Genomic DNA, 14,072 nt, shown 5'->3' with positions numbered 1-14,072 from the left:
CGTTCTCCGGTCGGGTGACTCAGGCGACGCGGTACTGCTCGTCGCGGGCGTCGGTGAGGAACATCTGGCCCGGTGCGTGGGTGATCGCGAACGGTGGGCGCGAGGCCATCACGGCGGCCTGCGGCGTCACCCCGCAGGCCCAGAACACCGGGATGTCGTCCGGCGCGAAGTCCACCGGATCCCCGAAGTCGGGGCGGCCCAGGTCCTCGATGCCGAGGGTGCCCGGATCACCGCAGTAGACCGGGCTGCCGTGCACCGCGGGCAGCAGACTGGTCTCCCGGATCGCCACGGGCAGGTGCTCGGGCGGCACCGGCCGCATGGACACCACCATGGGCCCGTGCAGCCTCCCCGCGGGACGGCACTGGCGGCCCGTCACGTACATGGAGACGTTGCGTCCCTGCTCGATGTGGCGCATCGGTACGCCCGCCTCGGTCAGCGCCCACTCGAAGGTGAAGCTGCACCCGATGAGGAACGACACGAGGTCGTCGCGCCAGTGCGCCACCACGTCCGTGGGCTCCTCCACCAGCTCGCCGTGCTCCCACACGCGGTAGCGCGGCAGATCGGTGCGCAGGTCGGCGCCCTCGGCCAGGACGGTCGTCCAGGAACCGGCGTCGGTGACGTCCAGCACCGGGCAGGGCTTCGGGTTGCGCTGGCAGAACAGGAGCATGTCGTACGCCCAGTCGGCCGGCACCGAGATCAGGTTCGCCTGGGTGTGGCCCGCCGAGCAGCCCGCGGTGGGACCCGACACACCCGCACGGAAGCGGGAACGTGCCTCTGCCGGGCTCCACGCGTGCGCGTGGTCGTCGAGAAGGTTGAGCGGACGGTGTCGTGTGCTCTGGGACCGGGTCACAGAAGCTCCTTCCCCCGGGTCTCGGGCAGACCGATCAGGGCCAGTGCCGCGAGGCCGTATCCGATCGCGCCGAAGACCAGCGCGCCCCCGACACCCCAACTGTCGGCCAGGAAGCCCACCAGGGTCGGGAAGACCGCGCCCACGGCACGGCCCGTGTTGTACGTGAAGCCCTGTCCCGTGCCGCGTACGGCCGTCGGATACAGCTCACTGAGGAACGAGCCGAAGCCGCTGAAGATCGCCGACATGCAGAACCCGAGCGGGAAACCGAGCACGAGGACGAGGGTGTTGGCGCCGCTCGGGATGTTCGCGTAGGCCAGGATGCAGATCGCCGAGAGGATCGCGAAGAGCAGGATGTTCCGCTTGCGGCCCAGCTTGTCGGTGAGATAACCGCCGGTCAGGTAGCCGATAAAGGCTCCGGAGATCAGGAACGTGAGATAGCCGCCGGTGCCGACGACGGACAGTCCGCGGTCCGTCTTCAGATACGTCGGCACCCAGGTGGCCAGCGTGTAGTAGCCGCCCTGGACGCCCGTGGAGAGCAGCACGGCGAAGACCGTCGTCTTCAGGAGGCCGGGTTCGGCGGCCGTGCCCGGCTTGAAGATCGCGGCGAAGGAACCCTTCTCGGGGCTCTCCTTGCGGCGCTCGGCCGCCTCCGGGGCGTCCTTGACCTGCCGGCGCACCCAGACGACCAGCAGGGCCGGCAGGGCGCCGGTCCAGAACATCACGCGCCAGGCGATGTCGTCGTCGAGGAACTGGAAGACCAGCGTGTAGACGACCACGGCGAGTCCCCAGCCGACGGCCCAGGCGCTCTGGACCGCGCCGAGCGTACGGCCCCGGTGCCTGGGGCTCGCGTACTCGGCGACCAGGATCGCGCCGACCGCCCACTCGCCGCCGAAACCGAGCCCCTGGAGAGCGCGGAAGACCAGCAGGGTCTCGTAGTTGGGCGCGAAACCGCAGGCCACGGTGAAGACCGCGTACGTGACGACGGTGATCATCAGCGCCTTGACGCGTCCGATCCGGTCCGCGAGGACACCCGCCGCGGCGCCGCCGATCGCGGACACGACGAGCGTGACGGTCGTGAACAGCCCGGTCTGGCCGCTGCTGAGACCGAAGTACGCCGCCAGCGCCACCATGCTCAGCGGCAGCGTGAAGTAGTCGTACGAGTCGAGGCCGTAGCCGCCGAACGCGCCGCCGAAGGCGCGCCGGCCGCGCGGCCCGAGAGCCCGCAGCCAGGCGAACGCACCCTCGTCGGTGGTGGGTTCACCCGCTCCGGGGCGCGTCTCGGTGGGCAGGGCCTGCGGTGGAGGGGTCGTGCTCATGGGCACCTCGCAGATGAGGGACGGGAGGGTGCGTGGGGACTGAGCCGTGCCATGCCGTGCGGAAGCCGTCGGCGCCGGGACGAGCGGGCGGTGCCCGGAGAACCCGGTGCCTGACAAGCAAGGTAGAGGATCGTTGAACGATCCTTCAATACCCATGTTGTTTCGTTCTTGTATCTGCGATTGAATTCGGGCGTGGCCGAACTGAACGGACTGGCGGACGACCGCGCGCTGCTGGGCCGCACCAGCACCGCCGAGCGGGTCTCGGACATCCTGCGGAGCCGGATCGCCGACGGGTACTTCCCGCCGGGCAAGCGCCTGTCCGAGGACAGCATCGGCGGCGCGCTCGGCGTCTCCCGCAACACCCTGCGCGAGGCGTTCAGGCTGCTCACGCACGAACGCCTGCTGGTCCACCAGCTCAACCGCGGCGTCTTCGTACGCGTGCTGACCGTCGAGGACGTCGAGGACATCTACCGCACCCGCAGCCTCGTCGAATGCGCGGTCGTCCGCGGACTCGGCAAGCCGCCGTACGCGGTGGACGGCCTCGCCGGGTCGGTCGCGGACGGGCGGCGGGCGGCCCACGAGGGCGACTGGAAGGGCGTGGGCACGGCCAACATCCACTTCCACCAGGAACTGGTGGCCCTCGCCGGCAGCGCCCGCACCGACGAGCTGATGCGCAGCGTCTTCGCCGAACTCCGCCTCGCCTTCCACCTGGTGGACGATCCCAAGCGCCTCCACGAGCCGTACCTGGCCCGCAACGGCCAGATCCTCCAGGCGCTCCAGGACGGCGACCGCGAGGAGGCGGAGAACCTGCTCGCGGTCTATCTGGACGACTCCCGCCGACGGGTCACGGAGGTATACGGCCGCAGGGTGGCGGAGCCCCTTTAGGGGGCGCGGGGCTGTGTCATGTGCGGCTCCGCCGCGCGGGCGCAACCAGCCACATCCGGCCCGTACCGGACATTCGGCCTGAAGTACCCCACCGCGCCCAGCGGAGCGTTTCGGTGGTTGTCAGACCAAGGACCTAGTCTGTGCACCGTGACTTCGCCTGCATCGACGGACAGCGTTCCGCCCCAGCTCAGCGCGGGGCCGCGCCCCGCGCCGGGCCCGGCCGCCGACGAGGGCCTGGCGCGCCGCCTGCGCGCGCTCGCCTGCACCGCGCCCCTGCACGACCTCGACGTGCGCAAGGCGAACCTCGCGGGTGAGTACTCGGTGTACGGCATGGCGGAGGTGGCCCTCGCCTCCATCGACCTCATCACGCTGAACATGGACTTCGACACGGGCGCCGACCACGACCAGATAGTGGCCAGGCTCATCCCGCGCATCGCCGCCCAGGCCCCGCGCCGGCCCGTCGCCGAGCACGAACGGGTGGCCCGCTGGGTCCTGGAGAACCTGATCAACGTCGGCAGCGTCGACCGCGGCTTCCGCGCCGTCTACGGCACGTTCGCACCCGACGGCTCGTACGTGCGCCGCGACTACGACTTCAAGCTGATCGAGGAGGTCGCGGGCTACGGAGGGAGCGTGTACCTCCGTACGACGGACGAGGCGGTCAACGTCCTCGTGGGCGCCCTCGACACCGACGTCACCAGCGCGCAGATCGCCGCCGAGGTCAAGCTTGAGGTGCTGATCAGCCGGGGCCGCCTCGCGGACGCCCAGCTCGCCGCCGAGCAGGCCCGCTACCGCACCGTGCAGTACTCGGAGACGCTCCGCAGGGCCCTGGACGCGACCCGGCGCAACGTCCGGGCGGTGGACTGGCTGCAGGCCGTGCCCGACATGATCGCCGAGGCCCTCGACCACGTGGCCGACCGCTACCGCCACGAGAACGCGATCCTCACCAACATCCGCAAGGCACGCGACGAGTCCGAGGACCCCGAGCAGAAGCGCCGGGCCGCCGAGCTGGTCGACATCGTGAAGGACTGCATCCGGCGCCACACACAGTTGCAGTCCCGGCTGCTGGAGGCCGGGCCGCTGTTCCGCGCGGAGCAGGACCGGCAGGCCTTCGCGACCCCGATGACGACCTCCGGGATAGACCTCTACGGCCATCTCGTCGCCCCCGTGCTGCCGCTGCCCCTGGAGCAGGCGCTGCGGGTGACCGACGCCTTCTTCGCGCGCGGGACGGGTCTTCGCACCCCCGCGTCCGTCCGGGTCGGGGATCTGGTCGAGCTGCTGCTGACACCGCCGGTGGAGCGGGAGCATCTCGGAGCGGAGATGCCCGAGCCCGACCTGATCGCCACGCCGGACGACAGCCGGTTCAGCGAGGAGCAGCTCGCCGCCGCGATGGAGCTGCTCGACCTGCCCGCCGACGCGCCGCGTCGGCTGTCCGGGCTGCTCGCCGACGCGCGGCGGCAGGATCCCGAACTGCCGTATCTGGTCGCCCTGCTGGCGGTGCACGCGGCCAGTCCGCCGGTCGGCACCGCGTACCGGCAGGGGGAGGAGCGGCTGCTGTTCGCCGTGGACGACGGGGTCGAGCTGGACGATGAGGAGTTCGGCGGGGCGGACCTGATCGTGGGGATGGCTCTGCTGGATGTGGTCGGGATGACCGCGGGCCGGTCGGAGGTCGCGTGAGTGGTTGCTTCAGCAGGACGGGGTACCGCGGGCGGGCTGTGACGTGCGGGCCGTCCGTGGCTGGTCGCGCCCACGCGGCGGAGCCGCACATGTCACAGCCCCGCGCCCCCGAGGGGGCGCCCGACCCGGGCCCCGATACGCACAGGGGCCGCGTTTTCCGTAGCAAGGAGTCTCAGTCGTGAGTGAGCAGGTCGAGTGGAGTGAGCCGGAGGCGGTCGCCGCGGCGGTGAGCGCCCCCGTCACCCCCGCCGACACCGCGGACGCGGCACGGCTCGTGGCCTTCGGGCTGCAGCCCAAGACACAGCCCGCGCGGGACCAGGAGTACGCCGAACTGCTGCGGCGGTACCGCGAGGATCCCCCCTTCGCGCGGCTCGCCGACGCCGTGGCCACCGGGCTCGGGCTCGTCGTCCTCGAAGTGTCCCCGCGGGCCGGCATGGCCGTGACCGCCGCCGAGGACTCGGTGTTCGCCGTGCGCATGGGCGACTACGCGCGACGGGCGTCCGCCGACTCGGGCGACCGGTTCCTGCACGGCCTCGCCCACCTCGCCGTAGCGGCCCTGGCCTTCCCGAGACCCGAGGACCTCGCGGACGACGGATACATCGGCCGCGTCTCGGTCAACGGCGTCGACGCGTTCGTACGGCAGGCCTGCCGGCGTCTGGAGGAGCGGGCCGAGGAGCAGGGGGAGAACACCGATCCGGCCACGGACGCCCCGGGACTTGAGGCCGCCTGGCGGATCTGGGCCCGGCGCAGCTCCGCCGGGGCCACCAAGGACGCCCGCAGACTGGCCGGTTCCACCACCGGCATCGTCGGCAAGGCCGCCGCGTTCCTCACCGACTCCGGGTTCCTCCAGCGCACCGGGGACGACGCCGGGGGCACGTACCGCACGACCGCCCGCTATCAGCTCCAGGTGCGGGACATGGCGGGCAGCGCCGCCCTGGCCGAGCTGCTGGAGCTGGGGGTCGTGCCGGTGACCGACGGCACCGCGAGCCTGATGCCCGCCGAGGACACCGACGATCTGGAGCTGGCCGCCGACGCCGGGCTGCCGTTCCACTCGTAACCGCCTCCACGCCCTCCACCGCTGTCCCCTCACATCCCCCACACCCCTTACGACCACGAGAGTCCGCCATGTACGAGCTGTCCCGGGTCCGCCTCTACTCCATCGGGCCGGCCGGTGCGCGCTACGCCGACACCGTGCTGGACCTGCGCGGAGTCGGCGCGGTCGTGCCCGACCCCGCGCCCACGCAGGCGGAGTTCTTCGAGGAGGAGCCCGTCGGGCCGCCGCGCCGCCCCGCACCCGCCGGTGTGCTCTTCCTGGAGAACGGCGGCGGCAAGTCCGTACTGCTCAAGCTGATCTTCTCGGTGATGCTGCCCGGCCATCGCAACACCCTGGGCGGCGCCAGCTCCGGTGTGCTGCGCAAGTTCCTGCTCGCGGACGACTGCGGGCACGTGGCGCTGGAGTGGCAGCACACGATCACCGGCGAATGCGTCGTGGTCGGCAAGGTCAGTGAGTGGCGCGGACGGCAGGTCTCCAACGACCCGCGGAAGTTCGCCGAGGCCTGGTACTCCTTCCGGCCCGGACCCGGGCTGAGCCTGGACAACCTGCCGGTCGCCGAGGGCACCGCCGTCCGGCCGCCCGTCGAGGGAGCCTCGGGCGCGCAGGGCCGCCGGCGCACCATGAAGGGCTTCAGGGACGCGCTCACCGAGGCGGGCAAGGCGTACCCGCACCTCGAAGTGCACTGGGAGGAGATCCACGACCGGTGGATCGAACACCTCGGTGACCTGGGCCTCGACCCCGAACTCTTCCGCTACCAGCGCGAGATGAACGCCGACGAGGGCGAGGCCGCCGGGCTCTTCGCCGTCAAGAAGGACTCCGACTTCACCGACCTGCTGCTGCGCGCGGTCACCGACACCCGGGACACCGACGGCCTCGCCGACCTGGTGGGCGGATTCGGCAACAAGCTGGGACGACGGGCCGAGCTGATCGCCGAGCGCGAGTTCACCGCCGGGTCCGTGGACCTGCTCGGACGGATCGTCGAGGCGGCCGGGGCGCGCTCCCACGCGCGCGACATCCACACGGCCGCCGAGCGGCGTACGCGCACCCAGGCCCGGCGGCTCTCCGCGCGCGCCGTGCTGGAGCGGGGCCGCACCGGCGACCTCGCCCAGCAGGTCACCGCCGCCGCCCACCGCGTCACCGAGGCGGAGGGCTCCCGGGAACGCAGTGCGCTGATCGCGGCCGAACTGGCCTACCGGCACGCCTCGCTGGCGCTCGCCGCCGCCGAGAAGGGCGCCGCCGCGCAGAAGAAGGAACTCGCCGACGCACGCACCCTGCACTCCGCGTGGCAGGCGGCGGAAGCCGTGCTGCGGCACCGCGCGGCGGCCGACCGCTCCACCCGCGTGGCCGCCGCGATCCTGGAGGCCGAGCGGGACGCCGCCCCCGCCCTCGCCGCCCGGGCCAAGGCCGCCGTCGACCTCGTACGCGCCCTGCACGCCGCCGCCGAAGGGGCCGAGTCGCTCGCCAACGAGCAGGAGGAGCGGTCCAGTTCGCTCCAGGAGGTCGGGGAGGCCGCCCACCGGGACGCGACATCCGCCGCCACCGAGGCACAGCGCGCCCGCAGCGAGGTCGGCCATCTGCGCCAGCGCCTCGGCGAGGTCGAGCAGGAGACCGCCGAGGCGGTGCGGGCCGGCTGGCTCGACGACACCGCCCCCGACGCCGACCCGGCCCGCGCCGCGCTCGCCGCCAGCGACGCCGAGAAGACGGCCGTCGCCGCCTGGGACACCGCGCGCGAGGCGTCCCGCCGCACCGCGGACCATGCCCGGGAGGCCGCGTCCACCGAGTCCCGGGCCGAGCTGACGGCGGCCCGCGCGGCCGACGCGGCGACGGCGGCCGAGCACGCGTACGACGCGGAACGGCGGATCGCCCAGGCCCTGGCGGGGGAGGAGCGGCTCACCGAACTGCTCGGCCTGCCGGGAGCCTCCGGCGGTCCGGGCGGCTCCGGACGCCCGTCGCTGCCGGGGCCCCGGAACTCGGCCGCCATGGACACGAGCGCCGACGGCAGAGGGACCACCACCACGGCAGGCTCCGACGACGGCGAGGGCGACGGCCCCCTCACCCCCCAGCAGCTGGACCACTACGCCGACGAGCTCCGGCAGCTCCTTGACGACACCGTCACCTCCGCCGAACGACAGCTCTTCGAACTGCGGACCGCCGCGGCCGACGACTCCCGCATCCTCGGCGCGCTCGGCGACGGCGGACTGCTGCCGCCCGGCCCCGACGTGCTCGCCACCGTGGAGTACCTGGGCGAGCACGGCATCCCCGCGCTGCCCGGCTGGCGCTACCTCGCGCAGGCCGTCGACCCCGTCGACCACGCGCGCGTACTGGCCGCCCGCCCCGAACTGGTCGACGGCGTGATCATCACGGACCCCGACACCCACGCCCGGGCCCGCGACGCCCTCACCGACGCCGCGCTGCTCCCGCGCTCCACGGTGGCCGTCGGCACGGCCGCCGCGCTGCTCGCCCCGACCCCGGCCCCCGGCGCGGGCGGCGACGACGTCTTCCTCGTACCGCCGAACCCGGCCATGCACGACGAGCACGCCGCCGACGAGGAGCGGCAGGCGCTGCGCAGGCGCGCGGCCGAGCGGGACGACGAGATCCGCGAGTCGGCGGCCCGGCTCGCCAAGGACCGGGAGCTGGCCGCCCGGCTCGCCTCCTGGCGCACGGGCTGCCCGGCCGGACGGCTCACCGAACTGGCCACGGCGGCCGGTGACGCGCGCACCTTCGCCGAGGAGGCCGAGGCCGAGCTGTCCGAAGCACGCGCCGTGCGGACCGAGGCCGACGAGGCGGCGGCCGAGACCGCCCTCGTGCGGGACGAGCGGCAGGAAGCCGCCCAGCGGGCCCGGCGCGCCGCCGACGCGCTCGCCGGACTCGCCTTCCGGCTGCGCGAGCGCGCCGGCTGGCAGGTCAAGGTACGGGAACTCGCCGACGACGCCGCCGAGTCGGAGGCCCGCGCCCAGGCTTGTCTGGAGCGGGCCCGCGCCGCCGACGAGGACCGGCGCGGCACCCAGCGCGCCGCCGACGACGCCCGGCGCACGGCCCGCGCCCTGCGCGCCGAGCGCGCGGAGATCGCGGGCGCCCCCGACGATCTGCCGGAGGAGGAGTCGGGAGCCGCGAAGTCGTCGCTGCCCGCCCTCCGCGAGGCCTACCGGGCCGCCTCCCAGCTGTACGAGAAGGTCGGCGTCGGCGCCGATCTGCGCGCCGAGCAGGCGCGGGCCGAGAGCGACGAGAGCGCCGCGCTCACGGAGCTGAACCGGCTGACCAACAAGGTGCGCACCCGGGCCGCCCAGCTCCTGGAGTCCACCGACGGCTCCGACGGACCGTCCCGGCAGGCCGCCGTGGCCCGCGCCGAGGAACTGGTCCAGGTCCTCGAAGGCCGGGTGTCGACCGCGAGCGAACAGCTCGGCCGGCTGCGCGGCGAGGCCGAGCGGCACGCGCCCGAGGAAGCCGACGCCCACACCGAACTGCCCGACGACCTCGTGCCGCGCGACGCCGAGCACGCGCAGAGTCTGCTGCGCACGGCCACCGGCGAACTCGCCTCCCGTACCGACGCGCTGAGCCAGGCGCGCGCCGCGCACACCGAGCTGCTCGACGCCCATCACGCCGCCGAGGACGCGGCCGGCGGCTTCGACGAGACGGCCGCCCTGCTCCGGGACCTCCTGCGGGAGCACGCGGACGAGGAGCAGGAGGAGCCCGAGCCCTACCCCGGCACCCTCGACGAGGCCAGACAGTCCGCCACCGAGGCCCGCCGCTCCCTGCGCGGCTGCGCGGCCGACCTCTCCGCCGCCGAGGCGGCCGTGCGCGAGGCGAGCGACATCCTCGTACGGCACGCCAACTCCACGCGCTACGAGCAGGTGCGCACCCCCGCGCGTCAGCAGATCCGGGAGCTGCCCGCGTCCGCGCTGCCCGAGCACGCGCAGAAGTGGGCGGACGCCTTCGCGCCCCGACTGCGGGTCCTCACCGACGAGTTGGCGCAGCTGGAGCGCAACCGCGACTCGATCGTGGACCGGCTGCGCGGCCTGGTCGAGTCCGCGCTCGCCACTCTGCGGTCGGCCCAGCGGCTGTCCCGGCTCCCCGAAGGGCTGGGGGAGTGGTCGGGGCAGGAGTTCCTGCGGATCCGCTTCGAGGAGCCCGACCAGGCCACACTCGCCGAGCGCCTCGGCGAGGTCGTCGACGAGGCGACCAGGGCGGCCGTCAAGAAGAACTCCGACCTGCGCCGCGACGGGATGTCCCTGCTGCTCAGAGGGGTGGCTGCGGCGCTTCAGCCGAAGGGGGTCGCCGTCGAGATCCTCAAGCCCGACGCCGTACTGCGCGCCGAGCGGGTCCCCGTCGGGCAGATGGGCGACGTGTTCTCCGGCGGCCAGCTGCTCACCGCGGCGATCGCGCTGTACTGCACGATGGCGGCCCTGCGGTCGAACGACCGCGGCAGGGACAAGCACCGCCACGCCGGCACGCTGTTCCTGGACAACCCCATCGGGCGCGCCAACGCGACGTATCTGCTGGAGCTGCAGCGGGCCGTGTCCGACGCGCTCGGCGTCCAGCTCCTGTACACCACGGGCCTGTTCGACACGACCGCGCTCGCCGAGTTCCCGCTGGTCATCCGCCTGCGCAACGACGCGGATCTGCGGGCGGGGCTGAAGTACATCAGCGTGGAGGAACACCTCCGGCCGGGGCTCCCGCGGGAGGTGCCCGTGGGGGAGGCCGCCCACACGGAGATCACGGCGACCCGCATGTACAAGCGGCCCGCGCCGGCGGCCCCGTAAGGGCGCCCTGCCGGGCGCCCTTTAGGGGCGCGGGGAACTGCGCGACCGGCCCCCACCGGCCGCCAGTTTCCCCACCACCGCGCGGTTGCGGGTCGCTGCGGGTCCGTTGTGGCTGATCGCGCAGTTCCCCGCGCCCCCAGAGGGGCGCCCTGAAGGGCACCCCTACCGGGGCCCTAGAGGGCGTCCTCCTTCAGAAGGTCGGCGCATTTCTCGCCGATCATCATCGTCGTGATGCACGGATTCACGCTCACAAGATCCGGCATCACCGACCCGTCCGCGACCCGCAGCCGCTCCACCCCCTTGACCCGCAGCCGCGGGTCGAGCGGGGCGGAAGCATCCCCCTCCGCCCCCATCTTCACCGTGCACGACGGGTGGTAGACGGTGTTGTGGGTCTTGTGGATGTAGTCGAGCAGCTCGTCGTCCGTGCGGACGTCAGGACCCGGGGCCAGCTCGGCCCCCGCCCACCCGCTCAGCGCGGGCTGCGAGGCGATCCGCCGGGCCAGCTTCAGCCCGTACGTCATCACGCGCGCGTCGTGCTCGTGCGTGAAGTACCGCGGATCGACCCTCGGCTTGTCCCGGTAGTCGCGGGTCCGCAGCCGTACCGTGCCGCGCGACTTCGCGCGGGTGACGTTCGGCGTGAGACAGAACGCGTTCTCGGAGGTCGGATAGCCCCACCGCGCGGTGTTCATGTCGAACGGCACCGACCCGTAGTGGAACATCAGGTCGGGCCGGTCGAGACCCGGTTCGGTGTCGTAGAAGATGCCCGCCTCCCACCACTGGCTTGAGGTGGTCGTCATCGGCTGCTTGGAGTCCCACATGATGACGCCCTCGGGATGGTCCTGGAGGTTCTCGCCGACGCCGGCCGCGTCCACCACCACGTCGACGCCCACCTCGCGCAGATGCCCGGCGGGCCCGATGCCCGACAGCATCAGCAGTTTCGCGCTGTCGATCGAGCCGCAGGACACGATCACCTCACGCCTGGCCCGTACCGTCCGGGTGTGGATCAGGTCCGGGTCCAGATACTCGGCGCCCACACAGCGCCGCCCGTCCAGCACGAGCCTCTTGGCGCGCACCCCGGTCCGTACGTCGAGATTCGGACGCTTGCCGAGGATCGGGTGCAGATACGCGACCGACGACGACTGCCGGATGTTGTTCTCGTCGGAGTTGATCTGGAACCAGCTCGCGCCCCGGACGACGGTCCGGCCCGAGTTGAAGGGCGTCGTCGGGATGCCCTCCTGGGCGCAGGCCTCCAGCAGGGCCGTACCGCACGGGTCGTCGCTCTTGAGCGTACGGAGCTTCACCGGGCCGGTGCGGCCGTGATGCTCGCCGGGGGCGTCGTTGTTCTCCAGCCGCCGGTAGAGCGGGAAGAGCTCGGCCGCACTCCACCCCGTACAGCCCGCCGCGGCCCAGTCGTCCAGGTCCTCGGCCGGTGCCCAGAAGGCGATACAGGAGTTGTGCGAGGAGCAGCCGCCGAGCACCCTGGCGCGGGCGTGCCGCATGAAGCTGTTGCCGCTGGCCTGCGGTTCGACCGGGTAGTCCCAGTCGTAGCCGGACTCCAGCAGTCCCATCCAGCGCTCCAGCTTCATGACGGCGTCGTCGCCGACGTCACTGGGTCCGGCCTCCAGGACGCAGACCGTGACGGCCGGGTCCTCGGAGAGCCGGGCCGCCACCACATTGCCCGCGGTGCCCCCGCCCACCACGACATAGTCGAACTCGTCTTCCCGCATGGTGAGTTGACCTCCTTGTAGTCCTGACAGTCCTGGAGCCCTTGCGTTTCTTGAGGATTCGCGGTCGTCGGTCGTCGGGTTCGGGTCGTCAGTCGGCCGTGGGCGTGGCCGCCGGGGACGAGGGCGGCAGCGGGGTGTCGGCGGCCTTGTACTGGTGCTCCGCGAGCACCCCCGTGCGGTGCCGCTGCACGAACCAGTAGTAGGCGAAGCCGCCACCCATCACGATGCCGACGAACAGGACGGCACCCCACCGCAGATACCAGTGGTACGGGGCGGACGCGTTGTAGACCGCGGCGCGCGGCCAGATCAGGTTGATCATCATGGCCGTGCCCCACACCACGGCGACGATGTTGACGGGCAGGCCCCAGCGGCCGAGCGAGAACCGGCCGCCGCCGGCGGGCTGCCACTCGCCGCGCAGCCTGGCCACCAGCATGGGCCCGGTGACCAGCAGATACGCCAGATAGATCAGGATGATGCCGATACTGGTGACCACGGTGAAGATCTGCGGCTGGCGGATGTTGACCACCAGGATCGCCAGGGCCAGAACCCCGATGATCACCGCGGGCAGGATCGGGGTCTGGAAACGCGGATGGACCTTGGCCAGCTTGGCGGAGGCGGGCAGGTTGTTGTCCCGCGCCATCGCGAAGGCCAGCCGGATGGCCGCGGTGTGCACGGCCAGGGCGCACACGGTGACCGCGATGAACACGCACCACAGCATCGCCTTGCCCGCGTCCTCACCGAGCACGTTGAGGACGACGTACTGCAGGCCGTCCGTGGAGAGCCGGTCGCCCTTCAGGCTGGACACGCTCATCAGCGCGAGCAGCAGGACGAGTCCGCCGAGGACGAACGAGGCGACGATGGCACGGATGATCGCGCGCGGCGCGTTGCGCGACGGGTCGAGGGACTCCTCGCCGAGCGAGGCGGCCGTGTCGAAGCCGTACATCACGTACGCGGACGCCAGCGACGCGACCAGGAACGCGCCGAAGTAGCCGCCGGGCTGGCCCGCGCCCGTGCCGTTCGTCTCCAGCACGACCCCCGGACCACGGGTGATGTGCACGGCGAACAGCACGATGAGGACGACGGTCGCGATCAGCTCGATGAAGACGCCGGCCGTGTTGATCCGGGCCATCAGCTTCACACCGAGGGCGTTCACCAGCGTGGTGAAGATGATCAGGACGGAGGCCAGCAGCACGGCGTTGGTGGCGACGTCGTACTTCCCCGTGCCGTCCCCCACGAACTGGAAGGCGGAGGAGATCTGCGGAAGCGTCAGCTGGTAGGCGAGGGCCACGGCCGCGATCGACACGACCGAGGCGATCAGCATGGTCCAGCCGGCCAGCCAGCCTATGTGCGGATTGCCTATCTTCTTGGACCAGTTGTAGACGGAACCGGCCACGGGATAGCGGGCGGCGAGTTCCGCGAAACAGAGCGCGACCATGAACTGGCCGATGAACACCATGGGCCAGGACCACCAGTAGGCGGGCCCGCCGCTGCCGTAGCCGAAGTAGAAGAGCTGGAAGGTGCCGGTGAGGATCGAGATGTAGCTGATACCGGCGGCGAAGGTGTGGAAGTTGCCGAGCGTGCGCTTCAGCTCGGGCTTGTAGCCGAACTCGTTGAGTTCGGAGTCGTCGTGGCCGTGCTTGTCGTTATGACCGTGCGGACCGGCTGGTTGCTCCGATGGTTGCTCGGTGGTGGTCATGAGCGGCCTCCTGGGAAGGGGGAGTTCTCCCGGGCGGGAGGGGGAGTGCGGCTCGTGCGGGGTCGTCGGTGAAGACTGGATCTTATGGCGCCGGCGGCCGGATCCGTACG

At 72.2% G+C, this 14,072-nt stretch carries 8 protein-coding genes; 4 read left to right on the top strand and 4 right to left on the bottom strand.

What is annotated here, in order from left to right; translation table 11 throughout:
- Positions 1-19 precede the first annotated feature (19 nt).
- Positions 20-850, bottom strand: coding sequence for a putative hydro-lyase (locus tag J8N05_RS39200; protein WP_210891702.1), 831 nt, complete (start codon positions 848-850; stop codon positions 20-22).
- Complete coding sequence (locus J8N05_RS39195; RefSeq protein ID WP_210891700.1) at positions 847-2,166, bottom strand: MFS transporter; 1,320 nt, start codon at positions 2,164-2,166, stop codon at positions 847-849. The genes J8N05_RS39200 and J8N05_RS39195 overlap by 4 nt, the downstream gene beginning before the upstream one ends.
- Before the next feature lie 192 nt (positions 2,167-2,358).
- Between J8N05_RS39195 and J8N05_RS39190 the strand changes: the two genes are divergently transcribed.
- The 4 genes from J8N05_RS39190 to J8N05_RS39175 all read left to right on the top strand — a co-directional run bounded on the left by J8N05_RS39190 (position 2,359) and on the right by J8N05_RS39175 (position 10,539).
- A complete protein-coding gene (locus tag J8N05_RS39190; protein WP_210891697.1) occupies positions 2,359-3,051 on the top strand; it encodes a GntR family transcriptional regulator in 693 nt (230 codons plus the stop codon).
- Between the two features lie 147 nt (positions 3,052-3,198).
- Positions 3,199-4,725: a hypothetical protein gene (locus tag J8N05_RS39185; protein ID WP_210891695.1), complete on the top strand. Its 1,527-nt coding sequence runs from the start codon at positions 3,199-3,201 to the stop codon at positions 4,723-4,725.
- Between the two features lie 178 nt (positions 4,726-4,903).
- Positions 4,904-5,782 carry a hypothetical protein gene (locus tag J8N05_RS39180; protein ID WP_210891693.1) on the top strand — a complete coding sequence of 293 codons (879 nt, stop codon included), beginning with the start codon at positions 4,904-4,906 and terminating at the stop codon, positions 5,780-5,782.
- Between the two features lie 68 nt (positions 5,783-5,850).
- Complete coding sequence (locus J8N05_RS39175; protein ID WP_210891691.1) at positions 5,851-10,539, top strand: coiled-coil domain-containing protein; 4,689 nt, start codon at positions 5,851-5,853, stop codon at positions 10,537-10,539.
- A gap of 173 nt (positions 10,540-10,712) precedes the next feature.
- On the opposite strand, the gene J8N05_RS39170 is transcribed toward J8N05_RS39175, so the two are convergent.
- Together J8N05_RS39170 and J8N05_RS39165 are read right to left on the bottom strand one after the other, a co-directional pair.
- Complete coding sequence (locus J8N05_RS39170) at positions 10,713-12,266, bottom strand: GMC family oxidoreductase (protein ID WP_210891689.1); 1,554 nt, start codon at positions 12,264-12,266, stop codon at positions 10,713-10,715.
- Positions 12,267-12,354: 88 nt separating this feature from the next.
- The gene (locus J8N05_RS39165) at positions 12,355-13,962 is read right to left on the bottom strand and encodes an APC family permease (protein ID WP_210891687.1); all 1,608 of its coding nucleotides are present in this window, start codon (positions 13,960-13,962) and stop codon (positions 12,355-12,357) included.
- Positions 13,963-14,072 lie beyond the last annotated feature (110 nt).

The sequence above is a fragment of the Streptomyces liliiviolaceus genome (genome assembly GCF_018070025.1).
Lineage (GTDB): Bacteria > Actinomycetota > Actinomycetes > Streptomycetales > Streptomycetaceae > Streptomyces > Streptomyces liliiviolaceus.
The sequence above is the reverse complement of the archived record's forward strand: the minus strand, read 5'-3'. Positions and strand labels throughout refer to the sequence as shown.